Annotated in this window: 17 protein-coding genes; 4 read left to right on the plus strand and 13 right to left on the minus strand. The window is 74.3% G+C overall.

All coding sequences use genetic code 11. The features are described from left to right. Positions 1 to 72 precede the first annotated feature (72 nt). The 6 genes from OU787_RS30730 to OU787_RS30755 all read right to left on the minus strand — a co-directional run bounded on the left by OU787_RS30730 (position 73) and on the right by OU787_RS30755 (position 8,256). Positions 73 to 1,098, minus strand: coding sequence for a hypothetical protein (locus OU787_RS30730; protein WP_051816596.1), 1,026 nt, complete (start codon positions 1,096 to 1,098; stop codon positions 73 to 75). Between the two features lie 98 nt (positions 1,099 to 1,196). Beyond that, positions 1,197 to 1,580: a hypothetical protein gene (locus OU787_RS30735; protein ID WP_030458399.1), complete on the minus strand. Its 384-nt coding sequence runs from the start codon at positions 1,578 to 1,580 to the stop codon at positions 1,197 to 1,199. Between the two features lie 203 nt (positions 1,581 to 1,783). After that, entirely contained in the window at positions 1,784 to 3,073 is a 1,290-nt protein-coding gene (locus OU787_RS30740) for an MFS transporter (protein WP_051816597.1), read from the minus strand. Next, positions 3,070 to 3,663: a winged helix-turn-helix domain-containing protein gene (locus OU787_RS30745; protein ID WP_030458401.1), complete on the minus strand. Its 594-nt coding sequence runs from the start codon at positions 3,661 to 3,663 to the stop codon at positions 3,070 to 3,072. Before OU787_RS30745 ends, OU787_RS30740 begins: the two co-directional genes overlap by 4 nt. 72 nt (positions 3,664 to 3,735) lie before the next feature. Next, positions 3,736 to 6,066: an immune inhibitor A domain-containing protein gene (locus OU787_RS30750; RefSeq protein ID WP_030458402.1), complete on the minus strand. Its 2,331-nt coding sequence runs from the start codon at positions 6,064 to 6,066 to the stop codon at positions 3,736 to 3,738. A gap of 87 nt (positions 6,067 to 6,153) precedes the next feature. Next, positions 6,154 to 8,256: a S9 family peptidase gene (locus tag OU787_RS30755; protein WP_030458403.1), complete on the minus strand. Its 2,103-nt coding sequence runs from the start codon at positions 8,254 to 8,256 to the stop codon at positions 6,154 to 6,156. An 80-nt stretch (positions 8,257 to 8,336) separates the two neighbouring features. On the opposite strand from OU787_RS30755, the gene OU787_RS30760 reads away from it, so the two are divergent. Next, positions 8,337 to 9,533 (plus strand): aminotransferase class V-fold PLP-dependent enzyme, encoded by a 1,197-nt coding sequence (locus OU787_RS30760; protein WP_030458404.1) that lies wholly within the window; start codon positions 8,337 to 8,339, stop codon positions 9,531 to 9,533. Between the two features lie 50 nt (positions 9,534 to 9,583). On the opposite strand, the gene OU787_RS30765 is transcribed toward OU787_RS30760, so the two are convergent. Both OU787_RS30765 and OU787_RS30770 read right to left on the minus strand, forming a co-directional pair. Next, complete coding sequence (locus OU787_RS30765; protein WP_030458405.1) at positions 9,584 to 9,913, minus strand: ArsR/SmtB family transcription factor; 330 nt, start codon at positions 9,911 to 9,913, stop codon at positions 9,584 to 9,586. Positions 9,914 to 9,957: 44 nt separating this feature from the next. After that, entirely contained in the window at positions 9,958 to 10,332 is a 375-nt protein-coding gene (locus OU787_RS30770; RefSeq protein WP_030458406.1) for a hypothetical protein, read from the minus strand. Between the two features lie 335 nt (positions 10,333 to 10,667). Between OU787_RS30770 and OU787_RS30775 the strand changes: the two genes are divergently transcribed. After that, the gene (locus tag OU787_RS30775; protein ID WP_051816598.1) at positions 10,668 to 11,960 is read left to right on the plus strand and encodes a serine/threonine-protein kinase; all 1,293 of its coding nucleotides are present in this window, start codon (positions 10,668 to 10,670) and stop codon (positions 11,958 to 11,960) included. 235 nt (positions 11,961 to 12,195) lie between these two features. Then, positions 12,196 to 15,051: a DEAD/DEAH box helicase gene (locus OU787_RS30780; RefSeq protein ID WP_030458408.1), complete on the plus strand. Its 2,856-nt coding sequence runs from the start codon at positions 12,196 to 12,198 to the stop codon at positions 15,049 to 15,051. Positions 15,052 to 15,123: 72 nt separating this feature from the next. Here the strand turns inward: OU787_RS30780 and OU787_RS30785 are convergent, their stop codons facing one another. From OU787_RS30785 to OU787_RS30805, 5 genes are all read right to left on the minus strand, one after another. Then, the gene (locus OU787_RS30785; protein ID WP_268661315.1) at positions 15,124 to 15,696 is read right to left on the minus strand and encodes a hypothetical protein; all 573 of its coding nucleotides are present in this window, start codon (positions 15,694 to 15,696) and stop codon (positions 15,124 to 15,126) included. 59 nt (positions 15,697 to 15,755) lie between these two features. Further along, the gene (locus OU787_RS30790; protein ID WP_268661316.1) at positions 15,756 to 16,388 is read right to left on the minus strand and encodes a hypothetical protein; all 633 of its coding nucleotides are present in this window, start codon (positions 16,386 to 16,388) and stop codon (positions 15,756 to 15,758) included. Between the two features lie 178 nt (positions 16,389 to 16,566). Then, the gene (locus tag OU787_RS30795) at positions 16,567 to 17,016 is read right to left on the minus strand and encodes a PASTA domain-containing protein (protein WP_268661317.1); all 450 of its coding nucleotides are present in this window, start codon (positions 17,014 to 17,016) and stop codon (positions 16,567 to 16,569) included. Positions 17,017 to 17,437: 421 nt separating this feature from the next. Beyond that, a complete protein-coding gene (locus OU787_RS30800) occupies positions 17,438 to 17,980 on the minus strand; it encodes a hypothetical protein (RefSeq protein WP_268661318.1) in 543 nt (180 codons plus the stop codon). A 74-nt stretch (positions 17,981 to 18,054) separates the two neighbouring features. Continuing rightward, a complete protein-coding gene (locus OU787_RS30805; protein ID WP_030458411.1) occupies positions 18,055 to 19,092 on the minus strand; it encodes a LacI family DNA-binding transcriptional regulator in 1,038 nt (345 codons plus the stop codon). Between the two features lie 161 nt (positions 19,093 to 19,253). Between OU787_RS30805 and OU787_RS30810 the strand changes: the two genes are divergently transcribed. Beyond that, positions 19,254 to 21,173, plus strand: coding sequence for a discoidin domain-containing protein (locus OU787_RS30810; RefSeq protein WP_268661319.1), 1,920 nt, complete (start codon positions 19,254 to 19,256; stop codon positions 21,171 to 21,173). Positions 21,174 to 21,198: the final 25 nt, after the last annotated feature.

Here is a 21,198-nt window from a genome sequence, read left to right on the forward strand (position 1 = left end):
CTCCTCGCGGTCAGTTGTCGAAAGGTCCGCTTCATGACTCGGTCGGCGGGACGGGGCGGGCGGGCGGGGCGGTCACAGGGCCTCCAGGGCAGCGCGTAGTCGGAGCAGCAGGCCCACCTCCGGGTCCGCGGAGTCGTAGGAGCGCGGACCGGGCGGCAGCAGCACGTCCGGTGGCGCGGCCGGCGGCACGGCGGCCGGGGACACCGCGGCCGGGGGCGGGTCGGGGACGGCGGCCGGCCGCGGGACGGCGAGCAGCCCCGCGGCGGCCAGCTGCCGGACGTCCAGCAGCGTGCCGTAGGTGGAACGCCCCAGCAGCCGGGCCAGCTCGGGCGCGGTGCGGGTGCCGTCGGCGGCGGCCAGCAGCGCCTGCCGGCGGCGGTGCGGCACCGCGGTGCGGCGGGTCGGGGCGGCGCCGGTGGCCAGCAGCGGCGCCCGGTCCAGCTCGGCGGACGGCCAGCAGCCGTCCAGCAGCGAGCGGCGGCGGCCGATCGCGCCGCGCAGCTCCAGCACCGAGAGCGGGCGGGCCAGGGCGAACACCGGGCGGGCGGCCGGGTCGAAGCGCAGCTCGCCGCCGTGCTGGGCCAGCGCGTCCTGCGCGCCGTCCAGGGTGGCGGCCAGCCGGGCGAGTTCGAGCTCGCCCGCCCCGGCCAGGCCGCTGCCCAGCAGGTACTCGGCGAGCCGCCCGGCCCCCAGCAGCAGGCTGTCCTCCCACTCCCGCACGGTGATCCGCCCGGCCCCGGTCAGCAGGTGGCCGACGGTCGCCGCGCCCGGCGCCTCGGCGTGCACCACCAGGCCGCCGGACAGGTGCACCGCGCCGTCCGGGCCGTGCAGGGCGCCGGTGGAGCCCTCCGCGGCGAGGTCGGTCAGCGCGGCCTCGAAGGTGGTGGCGGGCGCGCAGCTGGAGCGCCGGCGGCGCGGCAGCGGCGCGGCGTGGGCCCGCGGCCGGGGCGCCGGGGGCGTCGCGGGCCCGGCGGCCGGGGGCAGCGCGGTCAGGTACGGGCCGGGGACCTCGGCGGCCGGGCCGAACTGCCCGGCGGCGGGCACCAGTCGGTGCACCGAGACCGGCGAGGCGACCAGCAGCGGCGGCACCGTCGGCATGGGCGGCACGGCCGGTGGCGGCTCCGGGGCCGAGGAAAGGGCCGGGGCTGGGGAAAGGGCCGGGGCCGGTGCGGGGGCGAGGGTGTCGGTGGGCCGCATCAGGAGAGCACCAGCCGGTCGGCGATGGCGGCCAGCCGGAGCCGGGCCATCGCCAGGTTGGCGAGGTCCCGGTCCAGCCGCAGGTAGAGGAAGACGTTGGCGTCGAAGGCCGCGGGGACGAAGCGCAGCAGGTGGTAGTTGCCCGCCGAGGTGACGATGACGTCCTCGGCGGGCGGGGCGCCGCTGTCCGGGTCGGCGAACGACGGGGTCTGGGTGACGGCCCGGGCGAGCTCGGTGGCGTCCGCGGCGCCGACCTCGTGGTCGCCGTCGGGGCCGAGACCGGCGGTGCCTATGGCCAGGCCGTTGGTCCAGTCGACCAGGCTGACCCCCAGGGCGCCGGTGATCCCCATGGCTTCCGCAAGGCACTCCTCGATCCCGGGCACGTACCGCGTTCCCTCCCCACCGTGCGGGGCACGGTGCGTCGCCGTCACCGCCTTCACCTGCGGTAGTCTGACCGGGACGCAACGCTACCGGCGCTGCCACGGGAGAGCGAGACTTTCCGTCATATCCCTCGGGCATATGCACGAATGCGCTATGGTTCGCGGATTTTGAAGCGTCCCGGTGAAGGCGGCGGGGCGCGGGCGGTTCAGCTCTCCGGCCCCTTCTCCGGCGTCTGGACGGGGAGTTCGCGCAGCCGGGGGATGGGCGAGAAGAGCACCCAGAGCGCGGAGGCGGTGGCGCCGACCGCGGCGGTCCACAGCGCGGGGCGCAGGCCGATGGTGCTGCCGAGCAGGCCGCCGAGCAGCGAACCCAGCGGGCGGACGCCGTAGTTGACGGCCTGGTAGGCGCCGAAGACCCGGGAGCGCAGGGCGTCGGGGATGCAGGCGGCGAAGATGGTGCCGGCCGAGATGTCCAGGATCATCACGCCCACGCCGGAGAGGAACTCGGCGCCGAACAGCAGGGCCGCGGAGGTGGCGACCGAGCCGCCCGCGAGCGGGACCAGCAGCAGCGGGGCGGGGAAGAGCACCAGGCCGAGCAGGAACGCGGGCCCGATGCCGATCCGGGCGGCGAGCCGTCCGGTGAGGGCCGCGCCGAGCAGGGTGCCGACGGCGGCGGCGCCCATCACCGCGCCCAGCAGTCCGGCGCTGAAGTGGAGTTCCCGGGTGGCGTAGAGGACGAACAGCGCGCCGATGACGAAGGTGAACAGGTTGACGGTGGCGGTGCCGAGCAGCGAGGCCCGGACCACCGCGTCCTGCCGGATCCAGCGCAGGCCCTCCGCGGCGCCGCTGTGCTCCTTCTCGGCGCGCGGCGGTTCGGCCGGGTCGATCCTCCGCAGGAACAGCGCGGAGACCAGGAAGGAGGCCGCGTCGACCACCAGCGCCAGCGGGGCGGCCAGCAGTTGGACCAGCAGGCCGCCGAGGCCGGGGCCGGCCACGTAGGTGGCGGCCCGGCTGCCGTTGATCAGCGCGTTGCCGCTGAGGTACTGCTCGGCGGGCACCAGGGCGACGAACAGCGGCGGGTTGCAGACGTTGAAGAACACCGACAGCGCGCCGACGGCGAGCACCACTGCGTACAGCTGGGTCAGCGTCAGCACCCCGGCCGCGTGGGCGAGCGGGACGGTCAGCAGGACGGCGGCGCGGCCCAGGTCGGTGGCGATCATCACCCGGCGGCGGCGCCCGTAGCGGTCGGCCCAGCCGCCCGCGTGCAGCGAGAGCAGCAGGTAGGGCAGGTAGCCGGCGGCGGTCAGGTAGCCCATCTGGGCGGCGGTGGCGTGCAGGGTGGAGACCGCGATCAGCGGGACGACCAGCAGGGTGATCTGGTCGCCGAGCGAGGAGACGGTCTGGCCGGTCCAGTAGCGGCGGAAGGCCGGTTCGTGGAGCAGCGCGGGTATCCGGCGGCGGACGGCGGCGGCCGGGCGGGTGTCGAGGAGGCTCACGGCGCCGTGCCCTCCGGGGTGTCGGTGGGGACGGCGAGCCGGATCAGCTGGACGGCCCGGGCGCCCTCGGGGGGCGGGCCGGGGCGGCCCAGCCGCTCCGTGTAGGGGCGGGTCAACTCCTCGATGCGCGCGGTGAGTTCGGTGAGTTCCTCGGCGGTGACCAGGACGGCGCTGTCGCCGAAGGAGGCGGCCTCGCGCCACTCGGGGGCGTCGGTGCCGCGGTGCAGCAGCCAGCCGGTGGCGCGGGCGAAGTAGCCGTCCAGCACGGCCCGTTGCAGGGCCTCGGTGGCGGCGGCCTGCTCCGGGTCGGCGGGGGAGGCGTCCCAGCTGGTGAAGGCGGCGGTCGCCCGCCAGGGCTTCTCCCGGCCGCGCCCGCCGCCCGCCTCCTCGACCAGGCCGTACTTGGCGAGCTGGCGCAGGTGGAAGGAGCAGCTCGCCACCGATTCGGTGCCGAGCAGCTCCGCCGCCCGGGTCGCGGTCAGCGGCCCGTGCAGGCGGAGCAGGCCCACCAGTGCCATCCGGGTGGGATGGGCGTAGGCGCGCAGGGCGCGCGGATCGGTGAGCCGGATGGCCGGCAGCTCTTCGCTCATGTTCTAAAGCTATCTTTAGAAAGAACTCTTTACAAGCTGCCGGCCTGCGGGTTCCGGCGGATCACATTCCGGTCAGGAGACCGGACCCACCTTGACGGTGGTGAGCCTGCCGCCCTGGGTCTCCCGGACCACCTCGATCCGGGTGCCGGTGTCCGGCACCCTCACCCCGAGCTGCGGGAGCGCCGGATCGGTGTACACCCCGGAGTGGTCGTCGAACGCGGGCACCGCGGGCTCGGACGGCACCTCGGTTGCCGCGCCCGCCTTGTGCAGGGTGAAGCCGGTGGTCGGCTTCAGCGAGAAGGGCGCGTCGTACGGCTGCGACCGCCCGTTGGTGACGGAGCCGTCCGCGAACCGCAGTGCCTTCGGGTGCGCGTCCACCGGCAGGATCAGGCCGCCGCCCGGGTGGTCGGCGGTGTTGTTGTCGCCGTAGCCGGTGTCCCACAGCCAGACCAGGACGCCCTCCTGGTACGGGTAGGTGTCGATCACGTTGGCCTTGCCCGGCACGCCCGAGTAGCCGAAGTTGTACGGGCCGGTCTTCAGGAAGGCGCCGTAGCCGGCGTAGCGGCGGTTCTCCACCAGGTACGCCCGCGGGTGCTGCTGGACGGCGTCCTTGCCCCGGATGGCCGAGAAGCCGACCTCGGTCCAGCCGTTGTCGCCGTTCTCCGCGCCGTCGCTCAGCAGCACCGAGCCGTCGGCGGTCAGCCGCACCGCGTCGACCAGCACGCCCTTGCCGTGGGTGTTGGAGTCGGAGGTGACGTGGAAGCGCACCTGCACGCTCTTGCCGAGGTAGGCGTCGAGCGGGACGTGCAGCTGCTGCCAGGCGTTGGAGGTGCCGCTCAGGCCGGGGGTCAGCGCGGGGGTGTCGCCGATCGGCTGCCCGTCGACGGTGCCGTGCAGCGGCGTCCAGGTCCGGCCGCCGTCGGTCGAGCCCTCGATCGTGAAGAAGTCGTAGTCCTGCTCGGTGTCCCACCAGGCGGCCGCGTCCAGTGCGGCCGAGTCGGTGGCGCCGGTCAGGTCGACGGTGCGGGAGAGCACGGCGTCCAGGTTGTCGCCGGTGTCGCTCCACCACTGCTTGCCGCCCTCGTACGGGTCGGCCAGCGAGGTGGTGGTGGTGCTCGGCGGCAGGTGCACCAGGACGGCCTGCGCCTGGTCGGTGTGGTAGCCGCTGACGCCGAGGGTGTGGCTGGAGCGGGTCGCGGCCTGCGCCTCGTCGTAGTCGAGCCAGCCCATCTGCAGCTTGCTCCAGGCGTCCAGGTCGCCCGGGTACTCGCCGGTGGTGTTCTTGCCCTTGCCCAGGTACGAGGCGGAGGACATCAGCGACCAGAAGCTGACCGAGTTGTCGCCGCCGGTGGTCGGGTACAGGTCGGGCAGGCCGAGGTTGTGGCCGTACTCGTGCGAGAAGAGGCCGACGCCGCTGTTCTCGCCCGCCTGCACGTAGTCGTAGGCGTAGAGGCCGGAGTCGCCCAGCGGGACGCCGCCGATCTTGTTGCCGGCCGGGCCGGTCCGGCCGGTCGGGTCCGAGAAGGCCCAGCTGCGGTGCGCCCACAGGGCGTCGCCGCCCTGCGCGCCGCCGCCCCAGGTCTCGTCGACGCCGGCGTGGACGACGACCAGGTTGTCGAGGTAGCCGTCCGGCTCGTCGAAATCGCCGTCCTTGTCGTAGTCGTAGCGGTCCTGGGTGTCGTACTGCGCCAGTTCCGCCTTGACGTCCGCCGCGGTGCGGCCCTTGGCGATCTCGCCGTCGTACCACGCCTTGGTGGCGTCCCGGATGAACTCCTGGGCCTGGGTCCACGCGCCGCCGCCCTGGGGGCCCTTGTTGGAGCCGTAGCGGGCCTCGTTCCACGGCACGGTCACCCAGTCGGTGACGGTGCCCTGGATGTCGTACCGGCCCGAGGACTGGGTCCGGTAGAAGTTGCGCATCGAGTTCGCGCCGGGCGTCGGGTCGAAGAACATCTTCTGGTAGTAGTCGCGACTGAAGTCGCTCTCCCAGTAGGTGTGGGTGTCGCTCCTGTCCGGCTTCGGGATCGCGTCGTGCTTCGGGCCCGGGGTGCCGCCGTAGCGGGCCTGGCCGTTGTACTGGGTGGTGTCGTCCACCTGGTCGCCGAACTGGGCCAGGATCACGAACACCTTGTCGGTGCGCTTGTTGGCCAGCTGGACGTAGTCGTTGCCGACCTTGACCTTGGCCGGCGCCGACTTGCCGTCCTTGGCGACCTTGCCCTGGTTGACCTGCGCCAGGGCCTGGGCCTTGAGGGCCTGCCGGGCCTTCTCCTGCGGCGGCAGCGGGGAGGGCGGCGCCTCCCGGCCGTCCGCGGCCTGCTGGGCCGTCAACTCGGCGGCGGGCCCGTGAGGTTGGGCGAACGCGGGGGTGGTGGTCAGTGCTATCGCACCGGTGGTCAGCGCAGCCATGAGGGCTGTGGGAAGTCTGCGCAAGTGACCCGGTCCTCTCTCAAGGGTGGGTAAACGGATGGCCGGTAATATTTCACATGTCATCCACTACGGGGAAGGGGGTGCGCCCGCCTCCCGGCCCAGGCCCAACTTTTCGCGGAAGAAGGCCAGTTCCTGCACCGCGACCCGCTCCAGCGCCCCGTCCGGCAGCATGTGGCTCACCCCCGGCAGCGGCAGCACGGTGTGCGCCCGCCCCGCCCGGGTCAGCGCCTCGGACAGCCGCAGGGTGTGCGAGGGGTGCACGTTGTCGTCCGCCAGGCCGTGGACGAGCAGCAGCGGCCGGCGCAGCCCCGGCGCGTCGCCGAGCAGGCAGTCCGCCGCGTACCCCTCCGGGTTGTCCTGCGGCAGGCCCAGGTAGCGCTCGGTGTACGCGGTGTCGTACTGCCGGAAGTCGGTCGGCGGGGCGCCCGCGCTGGCCGCGTGGAACACGTCCGGGCGGCGCAGCACCGCCAGCGCCGCGAAGTACCCGCCGTACGACCAGCCGCGCACCCCGACCCGGGACAGGTCCAGGTCCGGGTGCGCGGCGCCGAGCGCCCGCAGCGCGGCCACCTGGTCGTCCAGCGCGACCTGCGAGAAGCGGCGGAAGACCGCCCGGGTGAAGTCCGGCGAGACGAACGGGGTGCCCCGGTTGTCCACCGTCACCACGGCGAAGCCCCGGTCGGCCCACCACTGCTTGAACTGCCAGCGGCGCGGCTCGTTGGCGATCACCTGGAAGCCCGGACCGCCGTACACGTCCAGCAGCACCGGCAGCCGGCGGCCCGGCACGTGCCTGCGCGGGTACAGCACCGCGGCGGGCAGGGCGAGTTCGGTCACCCGGGACAGCAACGGGCGCGGACGGTAGGGGAGTTCGGCCGTCAGGTCGGGGAAGTCCGTGCGGCCCGCGGGAGTTCGCAGTTCGCGGCGGACGCCGTCCAGCGAGGCCGAGGTGAGCAGCAGCACGTCCCCGGCGTGGGCGGCCACCGCGTGCACGCCCGCGCCCGCGGTCAGCTTCTCCAGCGCCCCGGTGCCCGGGTCGAGCAGGAACACGTGCTGGTCGGCCGGGTCGCCGTCGCCCGCCTCCAGCAGCAGCCGCCCGTCGGGCCGCGGGCCGACCACCCGGCGCACCTGGAGGCGCTCGTCGGTGAGGATCTTGCCGTCCAGCGCCACCCCGCGGGCGGCCGGGGTGTCGGCGGAGGTCAGCACCCGGCCGTCGGCCAGCCGCAGCGGGGTGCCGGGCAGCGGGTCGACCCAGAACTCGTCCTCGGTGCGGCTCAGTTCGCGGGTGGCGCCGGTCGCCGGGTCGGCGCTCAGCAGCAGCACGCGCTGCTGCAGCCGGTCCGCGACGGTCAGCAGGATCTCGCCGCCGCCCTCCCAACCCGCTGCCGTCAGGTACGGGAACTCGCCGGTGTCCCAGCGCAGTTGCGTCGGGGCGCCGCCCGGGCGCAGCACCCACAGCTGGACGTCCGCGTTCGGGCCGCCGGCCTGCGGGTAGGCGAAGGACTCCGGGGCCGCCTCCGGGTGCGCCGGGTCGGCGAAGTGCCGCAGCGGCAGGGCGGATTCGTCCACCCGGGCGGCCAGCAGCGCGCTGCCGTCCGGCGCCCACCAGTGGCCCCGGGTGCGGCCCAGCTCCTCCTGCGCGGCGAACTCGGCCACGCCCCACAGCGCGCCGTCCGCCGGGCTGATCCGCCCGCCCGGCGTCAGGTGCAGCGCCCCGCTGGCCACGTACGCCACCACCGAGCCGTCGGCGTTCGGCCGGGGGTCGAACGCGGGCCCGGCGACCGGGAGTTCGGTGCTGGTGCCGGCCTCGGTGTCGCACCGGAAGACCCGGCCGTCCAGCGCGAAGACGGCCCGGGACAGGTCGGCGGTGGCCGCGAACGAGCCGATGCCGGGCGCCCACAGCCGGATCCGCTCGCGCAACCGGCGCTCCAGCGGCGGCAGTTCGGCGGCCGCGCCGGTGCGCCCCGGGGCGATCGCCACCGGGTCGGCGACCAGCCGCTCCCGGCCGGTGGCCAGGTCGTAGTGCCAGAGCCGCTCGACCGGGTCGGTGGCGCCGGTCGAGCGCAGGAACAGGGCGCGGCCGGCGTCGGCGGACAGGGTGACGGCGCGCGGGGCGCCGTAGCTGAAGCGGCCGGTGGCGGCGCTCAGCGCGAGGTAGGGGTCGGTGTGAGTCACCCGCCGATGGTTGCCGTGCCCGGCCCCGGTCGGCTAGAAGTATGCAGTGTGAAATGTCACACAGCATTTGGAGGGTGCGCATGAAGGATCCGGGGAACCCGCGGACCGCTCCGGCCGCCGACCCGCCCGCGCCACTGCCCGGCAGCACCACCCTGTTCACCCTCGACCCCGGCACCGCCCACCTCAACCACGGCTCCTACGGCGCCGTCCCCGTCCCGGTCCAGCGCCGGCAGGCCGAACTCCGCGCCGCCCTCGAACGCGACCCCGACGGCTTCTTCCAGGACGCCCCCGACCGGATCGCCCGGGCCCGCGCCGAGATCGCCGCCGCCCTCGGCGGCCACCCCGACCGGCTCGCCCTGACCACCAACGTCACCGAGGCCGTCGCCGTCGCCCTGGACTCCGTCCCGCTCGGCGCCCGCGAACAGGTCCTGGTCACCGACCACGGCTACGGCGCGGTCACCCGCGCCTGCGAACGCCGCGCCGCCGAGACCGGCGCCGTGGTGCGCCGGGTCCGGATCTCCCCGCACGCCCCCGACGAGGACGCCGTCGCCGAACGCGTCCTGGCCGCCGTCACCCCGCACACCAGGGTCGCCGTCCTCGACCTGGTCAGCTCGCCCACCGCCCGGGCCGTCGCCACCCCCGCCCTGCTCGCCGCGCTGCGCGAACGCGGCGTGACCACCGTGGTCGACGCCGCGCACGCCCCCGGCGCCCTGCCCGTCGACCTCGGCGGCGCGGCCGGCGGCGCCGACTTCTGGGCCGGCAACCTGCACAAGTGGGCCTTCGCCCCGCGCGCCGCCGCCGTCCTCGCCGTCGACCGGCCCTGGCGGCCCAGGGTCCGCCCGCTGACCCTCTCCTGGGAGCACGACCGCGGCTTCCCCCGCCGGGTCGAGTGGCGCGGCACCTTCGACTACACCCCGTGGCTGGCCGCCCCCGCCGGCCTCGCCCTGCTCCACCGGATCGGCGCCGACCGGCTGCGCGACCACAACGACCGGCTCGCCGCGTACGGACAGCGGCTGCTGGTCGAACGGGCCGGCCTGCGGGCCCTCCCGGCCCTGCCCGGCCTCGGCATGCGCGCCGTCCGGCTCCCGCCCGGCACCGCCGAGCAGGAGCACGCCGCCAAAGCCCTGATGACCGCCGTCCGCCGCACCCTCGACACCCGGGTCGCGGTCCGCCCCTGGCCCGGCGGCGGCATCCTCCGGATCAGCGCCCAGCTCTACAACCGCCCCGAGGAGTACCGGCGGCTGGCCGACGGCCTGGCCCGCCTGCTCACCCGCTGACGGGCCTGCTCGCCCGCCAGCCGCGTCCCCAACCTCACAGGACAGAACAGCTAGCGCGCGGCGCGCAGCTCCGCCAGCAGCATGCCCTGGTCGGCGAGCAGCTCGGTCAGGATCCGCCGGGCCGTCCGCAGCAGCTCGGCGACGTCCGCGCCGGCCAGGGCGTACACCACCGTCGACCCCTCGCGGGTCGAGGTGACCAGGCCGGAGCGGCGCAGGACGGCGAGCTGCTGGGAGAGGCTGGACGGTTCGACGTCCAGCTCGGCCAGCAGCCCCCGCACCGGCGTCGGGCCGGCCTGGAGCAGTTCGAGGACCCGGATTCGCACCGGGTGGCCGAGCATCCGGAAGAACTCGGCCTTGGCCTGGTACAGCGGTACGGGCATGCTTCCTCCCCTCTCCGGCGGCACGCAGGCCGCCGCTCCCGCGCTCAGACCTCCAGCGACGCCTCGATCCGCTTCAACTGGTGCCGGGCCATGGCGAGGTTGGACCGGCTGCGGTTCAGCGCGAGGTACAGGAACAGGCCGCGCCCGCCGGCGGTGGTGAGCGGCCGGATCAGGTGGTACTGGCCGGTGAGGGTGACCAGGATGTCCTCGATGCCGTCGTCGTGGAGGTTGAGCATCTCCATGGCCCGCATCTTGGCACGGACCAGGTCCGTGTTGGCGGCCGCGGCGACGTTCATGTCGAGCTCGCCGCTGTCCCCGAGGGTGCCGAGCGCCATGCCGCTCCCGTAGTCCACCAGGGCCACGCCCATGGCGCCCTCGATGGTCATGGCTTCCTTGAGCGAGGTTTCGAGATTCGCCATCGCCTGTCCTCCTGCTGTCGTGTGCCGTCGTGCGCGGTTGCGCACCGCCGTGGCCGGCCGGCCGGGTCGATCGGCACGACTGTAGGAACGGGACCGCACTGCGGCCGGGTGTTGACCGCAATCTTTCGGATCTGCCCGGAACGGGGCCGGGAAGCACCGAACTGCCGACCACTTGAAGACATTTGCAACTCCGGATGTGAACAGTTCGCCCGGACGCGGTTCCGGCCCCCGCCCCCGGGGAACCGCCCGGCCCGCACCGGGCCCCGGCCCGCTAACCTGATCCACCGTCAAGCTGCGGGCGGCGCCGGGCCGCCCGGGAGACGAGGGGGACACAGGTGTCCGACGGACCGTACGAAGGGCCGGTGCTCCAGCCCCTGCACCCCGGGGACCCGGTCCAGGTCGCCGGGTACCGGCTCGCCGCCCGGCTCGGTTCGGGCGGCATGGGCGTGGTCTACCTCGCCCACAGCCCCGCCGGACAGCCCCTCGCGCTCAAGGTGATCCGCCCCGACTACGCCGAGGACCCGGCCTTCCTGCAGCGCTTCGCCCACGAGGTGGCCGCCGCCCGCCGGGTGCACGGCGTGTACACCGTGCCCGTGGTGGCCGGCAGCACCACCGGCCCGCAGCCCTGGCTCGCCACCGCCTACGTCGCCGCCCCCTCGCTGCAACGCATGCTCCGCGCGCACGGCCCGCTGCCCCCGCACGCCTGCCTGCTGCTGACCGCCGGCATCGCCGAGGCCCTGCAGAGCATCCACGAGGCCGGCATCGTGCACCGCGACCTCAAGCCCGGCAACGTGCTGCTGGCCGCCGACGGCCCCAAGGTGATCGACTTCGGCATCGCCCGCGCCGCCGACGGCACCACGCTCACCCGCACCGGCGAAGGCCCCGGCACCCCCGGCTTCATGGCCCCCGAACAGTTCCTCGGTTCCGCCGTCACCCCGGCCGCCGACGTCTTCTCGCTCGGCGTGCTCGCCCACGTCGCCGCCACCGGCCGGCACCCCTTCGGCGACGGCAACTCGCACGTCCTGCACTACCGGATGATCCACGAGGCGCCCGACCTCGCCGACTGCCCGCCCGCCCTGCGCGATCTGGTCGCCGCCTGCCTGGCCAAGGACCCCGCCCACCGCCCCGCCCCCGCCGAGGTCATCGCGCACTGCGCCCGGGCCGCCGGGCCCGGCGGGCTCAGCCGCGGCGAGGACTGGCTCTCCCGGGGCCTCGCCACCGAACTCGACCTGGCCGCCGCGGCCCAGCGGCAGCCGCACCCGCCGCTGCCCACCGCGGCGTCCACCGCTGCTCCCGATCCGGCTTCGGCTCCCGCTCCGGCGCCTGCCCCGGCTCCGGTGCCCGCTCCGGCTCCGGTGCCCGCTCCCGTGTGGTCCGTCCCCGTGCTGTCCGCCCCCATGGTGCCCGTCCCGGTGGTGTCAGCCCCGGTGGCGGCCCCCGCCGCCGCGCCGCAGGACGCCGCGCCGCGGGACGCCGTGCCGTCGCCGATGCCGCCGCCGGCCGGGCGGGTCGTGGTCGCCCCCGCCGGCAAGCCGGTCAGCACGCCCGCGCTGGCGTCCGCGGTGATCTTCGCGCTGCTCGTCCTCGGCGGCACCGTCGTCGGGCTGGTGTCGCTGATGTCGCGCTGACGGCCGGGCCGGGACGCTCCCGGTGACGGCTCCGCGAAGTGCCGGAAAAGTCTGATGTTGATGTCACTCCAGACGGGTAATCTCAGGCTGAGATGCTCGATCACCACACCCCACGCACCCGCTGCGCCCCGTCGCCCCTCCGGGCCACGGCCCCGCAGCCGCAGGCGTCGCCGTCTGCGTTCTCGTCCAGCCACACCCACGGGAAGAACAGGTGACGCCAGTGCCCGGCAAGCCCATGCCCGAAGAGCAGCTCGACCCCGCCGCCGAGGAGCAGCTCAGCCCCGCCGAGCGCTACGCGGCCTCCCGCGCGCGCGCCAAGGAGCAGGCCACCGCCTTCTACGGGTTCCAGCAGCTGTACGACTTCCCGCTCGACGACTTCCAGGTCCGCGCCTGCCGCACCCTGGAGGACGGCAAGGGCGTCCTGGTCGCCGCGCCGACCGGCTCCGGCAAGACCATCGTCGGCGAGTTCGCCGTCCACCTGGCGCTGGCCGGCGGCCGCAAGTGCTTCTACACCACGCCGATCAAGGCGCTGTCGAACCAGAAGTACGGCGACCTGGTCAAGCGCTACGGCCAGGCCAAGGTCGGCCTGCTGACCGGCGACAACTCGGTCAACGGGGACGCGCCGATCGTCGTGATGACCACCGAGGTCTTGCGCAACATGCTGTACGCGGGCTCCAACGCCCTCGACGGCCTCGGCTACGTGGTGATGGACGAGGTGCACTACCTCGCCGACCGGTTCCGCGGCGCCGTCTGGGAGGAGGTCATCATCCACCTCCCCGAGTCGGTGACGCTGGTGTCGCTCTCCGCGACGGTCTCCAACGCCGAGGAGTTCGGCGACTGGCTGGACACCGTCCGCGGCGGCACCGAGGTGATCGTCTCCGAGCACCGCCCCGTCCCGCTCTGGCAGCACGTGATGGCCGGCAACCGGATGTACGACCTGTTCGCCAGCCCCGACCGGGACGGCCGCCCCAAGGGCAGCCTGAAGAACCCCGCCAAGGCCGTCAACCCCGAACTGGTGCGCCTGGCCCGCTCCGAGGCCGACCGCGGCCGGGACCGGTTCGCCCGCGGCCGGGGCCGCTCGATGCCCACCGGCCGCCCCGGCCGGGTCTGGACGCCGAACCGGGTCGACGTGATCGACCGGCTCGACGCCGAGGGCCTGCTGCCCGCCATCACCTTCATCTTCAGCCGGGCCGGCTGCGAGGCCGCCGTCCAGCAGTGCCTCAACTCCGGCCTGCGGCTGAACCGGGACGCCGACCGCTTCAAGGTCCGCCAGTTCGTCGAGGAGCGCTGCCGCGACATCCCCGACGAGGACCTGCACGTCCTCGGCTACTACGAGTGGCTGGACGGCCTGGAGCGCGGCATCGCCGCCCACCACGCCGGCATGCTGCCCCGGTTCAAGGAGGTCGTCGAGGAGCTGTTCGTCCAGGGCCTGGTCAAGGCGGTCTTCGCCACCGAGACGCTCGCCCTCGGCATCAACATGCCCGCCCGCTCGGTGGTCATGGAGAAGCTGGTCAAGTGGAACGGCGAGACCCACGCCGACATCACCCCCGGCGAGTACACCCAGCTCACCGGCCGGGCCGGCCGCCGCGGCATCGACGTCGAGGGCCACGCCGTCGTGCTCTGGCAGCGCGGACTCGACCCGGAGGCGCTGGCCGGCCTGGCCGGCACCCGCACCTACCCGCTCAAGTCCTCCTTCCGCCCCTCGTACAACATGGCCGTCAACCTGGTCGGCCAGTTCGGGCGGCACCGCTCCCGCGAACTGCTGGAGACCTCCTTCGCGCAGTTCCAGGCCGACCGCTCGGTGGTCGGCATCGCCCGGCAGGTGCAGCGCAACGAGGAGGGCCTGGAGGGCTACCGCGAGTCGATGACCTGCCACCTCGGCGACTTCGACGAGTACATGCAGCTGCGCCGCGACCTCAAGGACCGCGAGAACGCGCTCGCCCGCGAGGGCTCCAACCAGCGCCGCAACGCCGCCGTCGAAGCCATCGAACAGCTCAGGCCCGGCGACATCATCCACGTCCCGACCGGCAAGTTCGCCGGCCTCGCGCTCGTCCTCGACCCCGGCCTGCCGCCGGACGGCCGCAGCGGCCGCGGCGGGCACCACCGGCACCCCGACTTCCAGGACGGGCCGCGCCCCGTCGTGCTCACCGCCGAACGGCAGGTCAAGCGCCTGGCGATGATCGACTTCCCGTACCCCGTCGCCGCCGTGGACCGGATGCGGATCCCCAAGTCCTTCAACCCGCGCAGCCCGCAGTCCCGCCGCGACCTCGCCTCCGCGCTGCGCACCAAGGCCGGCCACCTCGAACCCGAGCGCCACCGCAAGGGCCGCGCCGCCGCCGCCGACGACCCCGAGATCAGCCGGCTGCGCACCGCCCTGCGCCAGCACCCCTGCCACGGCTGCGACGAGCGCGAGGACCACGCCCGCTGGTCCGAGCGCTACCACCGCCTGCACCGCGACACCGAACTCCTCGAACGCCGGATGCGCTCGCGCACCCACACCATCGCCCGCACCTTCGACCGGGTCTGCGGCCTGCTCGCCGACCTCGGCTACCTCAGCGGCGACACCGTCACCGCCGACGGCAAGCGCCTGGCCCGGCTCTACGGCGAACTCGACCTGCTCGCCTCCGAGTGCATCCGCGAGGGCGTCTGGGACGGCCTCGCCGCCGCCGAACTCGCCGCCTGCGCCTCGGCGTTGGTCTACGAGGCCCGCCAGTCCGACGACGCCACCGCCCCGCGCGTCCCCGAGGGCGGCGCCAAGGAGGCGCTCGGCAGGATGGTCCGGATCTGGAGCCGGCTCGACGACCTGGAGGAGCAGCACAAGATCTCCACCGCCGAGGGCGTCGGCCAGCGCGAACCCGACCTCGGCTTCGCCTGGACCGCCTACCGCTGGGCCCTCGGCCACGACCTCGACGCCGTCCTGCGCGACGCGGACATGCCCGCCGGCGACTTCGTCCGCTGGACCAAGCAGCTCATCGACGTCCTCGGCCAGATCCAGGACGCCGCCGGCGACAACGCGGAGCTGCGCAAGACCGCCCGCAAGGCGGTCGACGGCATGCGGCGCGGCATCATCGCGTACTCGTCGGTGGGCTAGCCGTTCCGGCGAACGGGCCCGGCCGCTCCACCGAGGGGAGCGGCCGGGCCCGTTCGCGTCCGTCACCGGCCCTCAGGCCGCCAGCAGGTGCTGGAGCAGCTCGCGGTACGCGCGGAGGGACAGGCGCAGTTCCTCGGTGCGGGCCGGGTCGTCCGGGTCGTTCCGGTGCGAGCCGTCGCCGTCGGCGTGCCACGCCTCGCGCAGGGCGGTGCGGCGCTCGTGCAGGCCGTCGGTCAGCCGGCGCACCGTCTCGTCCAGCGCCTCGTCCGCCTCCTGGACGGCCCGGCCGGGGTCGTCCACGAAGCTGCCCACCGCGTGCTCCAGCCGGCCGGTCAGCCGCGAGGCCAACTCCGGCGGCAGCAGCGGGCCGGAGCCGAGGTCCGAGCCGGCGTCGGCCAGGGCCGGCGGGTTCCCGGCGGTGGAGCGCGGGCGGGCGGGCCCCGGGGCCTTCGCCGGGTCGGCGGGGTGCCGGGCGGTGTCGGCGGCGCGGTCGTCGGTGGCGGGATCGAGGGCGGAGTCCAGGGCGCCGGGGCGCTCGGCGGGGGCGGGACGGGGCGGAGCGGCGGGCGTCCGGCCGGGGACCTGACCGGTGCCGGTGCCGGAGACGAAGCGGCCGCGGTTGGTGACGGGGTCGTTGGTGGTCATGCTGTCCTCCTCGGGGAACGGTGGGGCGGGCGGTGCCGGCGCGGGAGTCCGGTCCGTGCTCAGGCGTGGTGCTCGCGCCGGGTCGGCACCCGTCCGGCGCGGCGGCCGACCGGGGCCTTGGCCGGGCCGCGGGCGTGGGCGCGCTCCGGCTCGCCGCCGGCGCCGACCAGGGCGGTGAACAGCCCCCGGGCCCGGAGCAGGGCCGCGCGCTGCTCCTCGGTGTCCGCGGGCCGCCCGGCGGCGTCCGGGAGGGAGAGCGCGTGCAGTTCCCGGTAGGACTCGACGTGCTCGCCGTGGTCCACCGAGATGGTGTCGATCTGCGCGTCCACGTCGGAGTCGGGGTAGCCGCGGTCGCGGGCCACCCGGGCAAGCAGCGCCTCCGCATTGGCCAGGGCCTGCCGGGGGTCGTCGACGAAACGCGCCTTCACCTGCGCCCACTGCTCCTCGGCCCGGGCCCGCTCGGCGCCGCTCAACGGCGTGAGGGTCAGCTCCCGGTGGCGCTCCACCCGCAGCGCGAGCTCGCGCTCGGCCGCGGCGGTGTCACCGCCGTGCCGGGCGACGGTGCGCTCGTACTCGGACCCGAACCGGCGGCTCAGGCCGGGGCGCTGCTGCCGGTGGCGGACGGCGAACGCACCGAGTGCCGCCACCACCACGGCGATCACGACGATCGCCACGATCAGACCGCTGGACATCCTCTGCCTCCTGACCCGAGGCCGCCCGTCCGGGGCCACCCCGCTTCGGTTCGCTCCCGGCATCGGGTGACCCGTGTACGGCTCCCCAAACACCTCCGACTTCCTGACGGCCCGTCAAACGGCTCCGGCCGCTCCGTCGAGGGGAGCGGCCGGGCCCGATGGCGGGAGGGCGAGCGGGTCAGGGGCAGGCCTCGCCGAACTTGACGACCCCCAACGTCACCGGCTGACCGTTCAACGCCGTGCCGGCCGCCGGGCCTTGCGAACACACCTGCCAGTTCGACTCCACCAGGACCATGCGCGACTGCGCCGCGTCCTTCACCGAGAACGACGTGTTCTTCGGCATCATGTCCCGCACCGCCGCCACCGACTTGCCCTTCACGTCCGGCATCACCGATCCGGCCTGCGGCGTCGACCCGCCCTGGTCCGTCGCGGGGCACTGCTCGTCGAGCTTCACCGCAGCCATGTCGACCGTCGTGCCAGTGGGCTGCTGACCGGCAGCCGGGGCCTGCGAGCACACCTTCCAGTTCCGGTCGTCGATCTGGGACCGGGACCGCCCCAGGGCGTCGTGCGAGTGCAAGAGGTGGAAACCGGCAGCCTGGGCCCGGTCCTGCGCGGCCTGCAGCCCCATGCCGGTGAAGTCAGGCAGGGCGGCGGTCTTCGCCTCCCCTCCCGAGGCGGGTGCCGTCCCACCGGCTGGGGCGGGTGCCGTCCCACCAGCCGGGGCGGGTGCCGTCCCACCGGCCGGGGTGGCCACGGGAGGAGCCGGCGCGGTGGGGCCGGTGGCGACCGGAGTGGGGTCGCAGGCAGTGGTGGCGGCGGCTGCGAGAAGCAGCCAGATGGCAATGGTGGCTCGGCGCACGTTCGAAGTCCCCGGAAGTGTCGGTCATCTGGAGGGGACCGTAGCGCCGGTGGAGAAGTGGTGTGGTTGGTGTGTCCGGATCGTGACTCGCCGTCAGCTGGTCGACCTCCAACTGTGCGGGGCGTCATGCTGCCGACCTCCGGAAGAGGGCCGTCGCAAGGTCCGCCCCCACGTTCGCGGACGGGGCGGATCAGCCCAAGGTGGCTCCGAACAGGCCGGCCTCCGCATCGTTGCTCGACAGGTTGATCTTCCCCCGGTGGCTGATCTCGACCTGGTAGAACTTCGACCCCTTGGGGACTTTGGCCACGTTCACCGTGAACGCGCAACCGTCCACCCCCTGCGTCATGCCGGGCCCCAGAGCGCCGATGGCCAGTACCTTTCCGCTCTCGTCGTAGACCGTGACCCCGGCGCCCGTGCGGATGTCGCTGTAGCCGCTCGAGCCGGCGCAGCCGCTCTTGGTGTCCACAGCTCCGCTGGTCAACGTCATCGACCCGACGAGGGTGAACGTCTCGGTATTCGTCGAGGCGCCGGCAGGTGCGGAGGAACTGTCGGAGGACAGCCCCCAGGCGAGGCCGACCGCTGCTGCGCCGGCCGCGAAGCCCGTCAGGCCGGCAACGAGCCAGACCGGCACCGACAGCGTCCGTGCGGGCCGGCTCTGGGCAGCGGTGAGCAGCGGGGAGGCTGCCGGTTGATCCGAGGGCTGCGGGGACTGGGCGATGGTCTGGTCGGTCATGCCCGCGAGCATCCCGGTTCGGGCGGAGTGCGGCGGCTGCCGGGACCGAATCGTGACCCCGTCCGTTGCGGGTGTCAGGCCGTTCCGTTCCGGCCGTCCGGGGCCGGGCCGGTGGAGTCGCGGACGATGAGTTCGGTGGCGAGTTCGACGTGGAGGGCTTCGAGGGCGGTGCCTTCGATGAGGCGGAGGAGGAGGCTGACGGCGAGGCCGCCGAGTTCTTCGAGGGGTTGGCGGACGGTGGTGAGGGTGGGGATGGAGGTGCGGCTGAGGTAGTCGTCGTCGAAGCCGGCGATGGAGAGGTCGGTGGGGACGCGGAGGCCGCGTTCGTGGGCGGCGCGGAGGGCGCCGACGGCGGCCTTGTCGTTGAAGGCGACCAGGGCGGTGGGGGGTCGGGGGAGGTCGAGGAGGCGGGCGGCGGCGGTGTGGCCCCAGTCGCTGGTGGGTTCGATGTGGGTGACGAGGTCCGGGGGGATGAGGACGCCGGCTTCGGCGAGGGCGGCGGCGTGGCCGGCGTGGCGGGAGGCGGAGGCGAGCCAGTCGTCGGGGCCGTTGATGAAGCCGATCCGGCGGTGGCCGAGGGCGACCAGGTGGGCGGTGAGGTTGCGGGCGCCGGTGAAGTGGGAGGCGGAGACGGCGGCGATGTCCCGGGGGACGGGGGTGCGGGGGTCGATGACCACGAACGGGAGGTCTTGGCGGCGCAGTTGTTCGAGGGCGGCGCTGTCCTCGACGGGGAGGACGAGCAGGGCGCCGGCCAGGTCGCGGCGGCGGGCCAGCCCGGTGAGCGCCCCGTTGTGCTGGGCGGAGCTGCCCGCGCTGAGGATGAGTTCCCGGCCGTGCCGGTCGAGGGCCTCGGCGACGGCGGTGACGATGGTGCCGAAGTAGTCGGTGAGCAGGTAGGGGCAGCGGACGAAGACGGCGCCGGGCCGGGCGGTCCGCCGGGGGGCGGCGGGTTCGGGGGAGCCGAGGCGTTCCATCGCGGTGCGGACGGCGGCCCTGGTCTCCTCGGCGACGACGGCCTGCCCGGTCAGGACGCGGGAGACGGTGGCGGGGGAGACCCCGGCGGCCGCGGCGATGTCCCGGACGGTGACCCGCGTCGACTTCGGCCTACCCATGTGTTTCATCGTTTCGTTTCATGGAAGCGATCATACAACTCCCAACTTGCAAGGGGTGCAGGAATCTTGACAGCGGGAAAGCCGGTGCCGTTTCCTGAACGCACGCAGATATGTCAGAAACGTTTCATTTTGTTTCATGAAGGCAAGGGGAGAGGAACTCGATGTACCGACGCGTGCTCGGCACCGCCACGGCCACCGCACTGGCCCTCGGCCTGATGGGCGCGGCCCCCGCGTCCCCGCACCGGCCCGCCGCCGCCGTCGAGGTCTGGGTCACCACCCCGGACGGCGCCGAACTGCTGCACCAGCGCCCGTCGGTGGCGTTCCGGCCGGGCGCCTCCGTCCGCACCACCATCACCGTCGACCCGACCCGGACCTTCCAGCGGATGGACGGCTTCGGCGCCTCGATCACCGACTCCTCCGCCGCCGTCCTGAGCGGCCTGCCCCCGGCCGACCGGGACGCCGCGCTGCGCCGCCTCTTCGACCCCGCGCAGGGCATCGGCATCAGCATGGTGCGCCAGCCGATCGGCTCCTCCGACTTCACGGCCGCCGCCGCGCACTACACCTACGACGACGTCCCGGCCGGGCAGAGCGACTTCGCGCTGAGCCGCTTCTCGATCGCCCACGACGAGCAGCAGATCCTCCCGCTGCTGCGCCGGGCCCGGCAGCTCGACCCGGAGCTGACGGTGGTGGCGACGCCGTGGAGCCCGCCCGCCTGGATGAAGACCGGCGACTCGCTGCTGGAGGGGAAGCTCAAGGACGACCCGGCGGTGTACGACGCGTACGCCCGCTACCTGGTGAAGTTCGTGCAGGCGTACGCGGCGGCCGGCGTCCCGGTCGACTACCTGACGGTGCAGAACGAGCCGCAGAACCGCAAGCCCAATGCGTACCCGGGCACCGACCTGACGGCCGAGCAGGAGGAGAAGGTGGTCGAGGCGCTCGGGCCGCTGCTGAAGAAGGCCAGCCCGCGGACGAAGATCCTCGGCTACGACCACAACTGGGCCACCCACCCCGACGACGTGAAGAACACCCCGCCCGGCGAGGACCCCGAGACCGACTACCCGTACCGGCTGCTGGACAGCGACGCCGCCCAGTGGCTGGCCGGGACGGCCTACCACTGCTACGCGGGCGACCCGGCCGCGCAGAGCGCGCTGCACGACGCGCACCCGGACAAGGGCATCTGGTTCACCGAGTGCTCCGGCTCGCACGGCCCCACCGACACCCCCGCGCAGACCTTCCGCGGGACGCTGACCTGGCACGCCCGGAACCTGACCGTCGGCGCGACCCGCAACTGGGCCAGGTCCGTGCTCAACTGGAACATCGCGCTGGACGAGCACGACGGCCCGCACAACGGCGGCTGCGGCACCTGCACCGCGCTGCTGACCGTGCACGACGACCACAGCGTGACCACCGGCGCCGAGTACTACACGATCGGCCACCTGTCGAAGTTCGTCCGCCCCGGCGCCGTCCGGATCGCCAGCACCAGCTTCGGCACGCCGGGCTGGAACGGGCAGCTGACCGACGTCGCGTTCACCGACCCGGACGGTTCGACCGTGCTGGTGGTGCACAACGAGAACGACGCGCCGCGCGACTTCGCGGTCGCGGTCGGCGGGCAGAGCTTCGCGTACACGCTGCCCGGCGGCGCGCTGGCCACCTTCCGGTGGTCCGAGTCCGGTGCGCCGAAGCCGGACCGGCGCGAGGTCCCGCTCACCGGCGCCACCGCCACCGCCCTCCCGGCCGCCGCCGACGCCCGCGCGGCGATCGACGCGGACGGCTCCACCCGGTGGTCCAGCGGAACGGCCCAGACCCCCGGCCAGTACCTGCAGCTCGACCTCGGGCGGCGCACCGCCTTCGACCGGATCGCCCTGGACAGCGGCGACAACCTCGGTGACTACGCCCGGAGTTGGAAGATCGAGGCGAGCGACGACGGCACCCGCTGGCACCCCCTGGCGGACGGGCCCGGCACCGGCCAGCTGACCACCGTCGACCTGCCGCGCGACACCCGCGCCCGCTACCTGCGGATCACCGGCACCGCCACCGCCCCCCACTGGTGGAGCCTCGCGGACGTCCGCCTCTACCGCTGAACCGCCCCCGCCCGGCGGTGCGCGC

Source organism: Kitasatospora sp. YST-16, from assembly GCF_026802215.1.
GTDB lineage: Bacteria > Actinomycetota > Actinomycetes > Streptomycetales > Streptomycetaceae > Kitasatospora > Kitasatospora cineracea.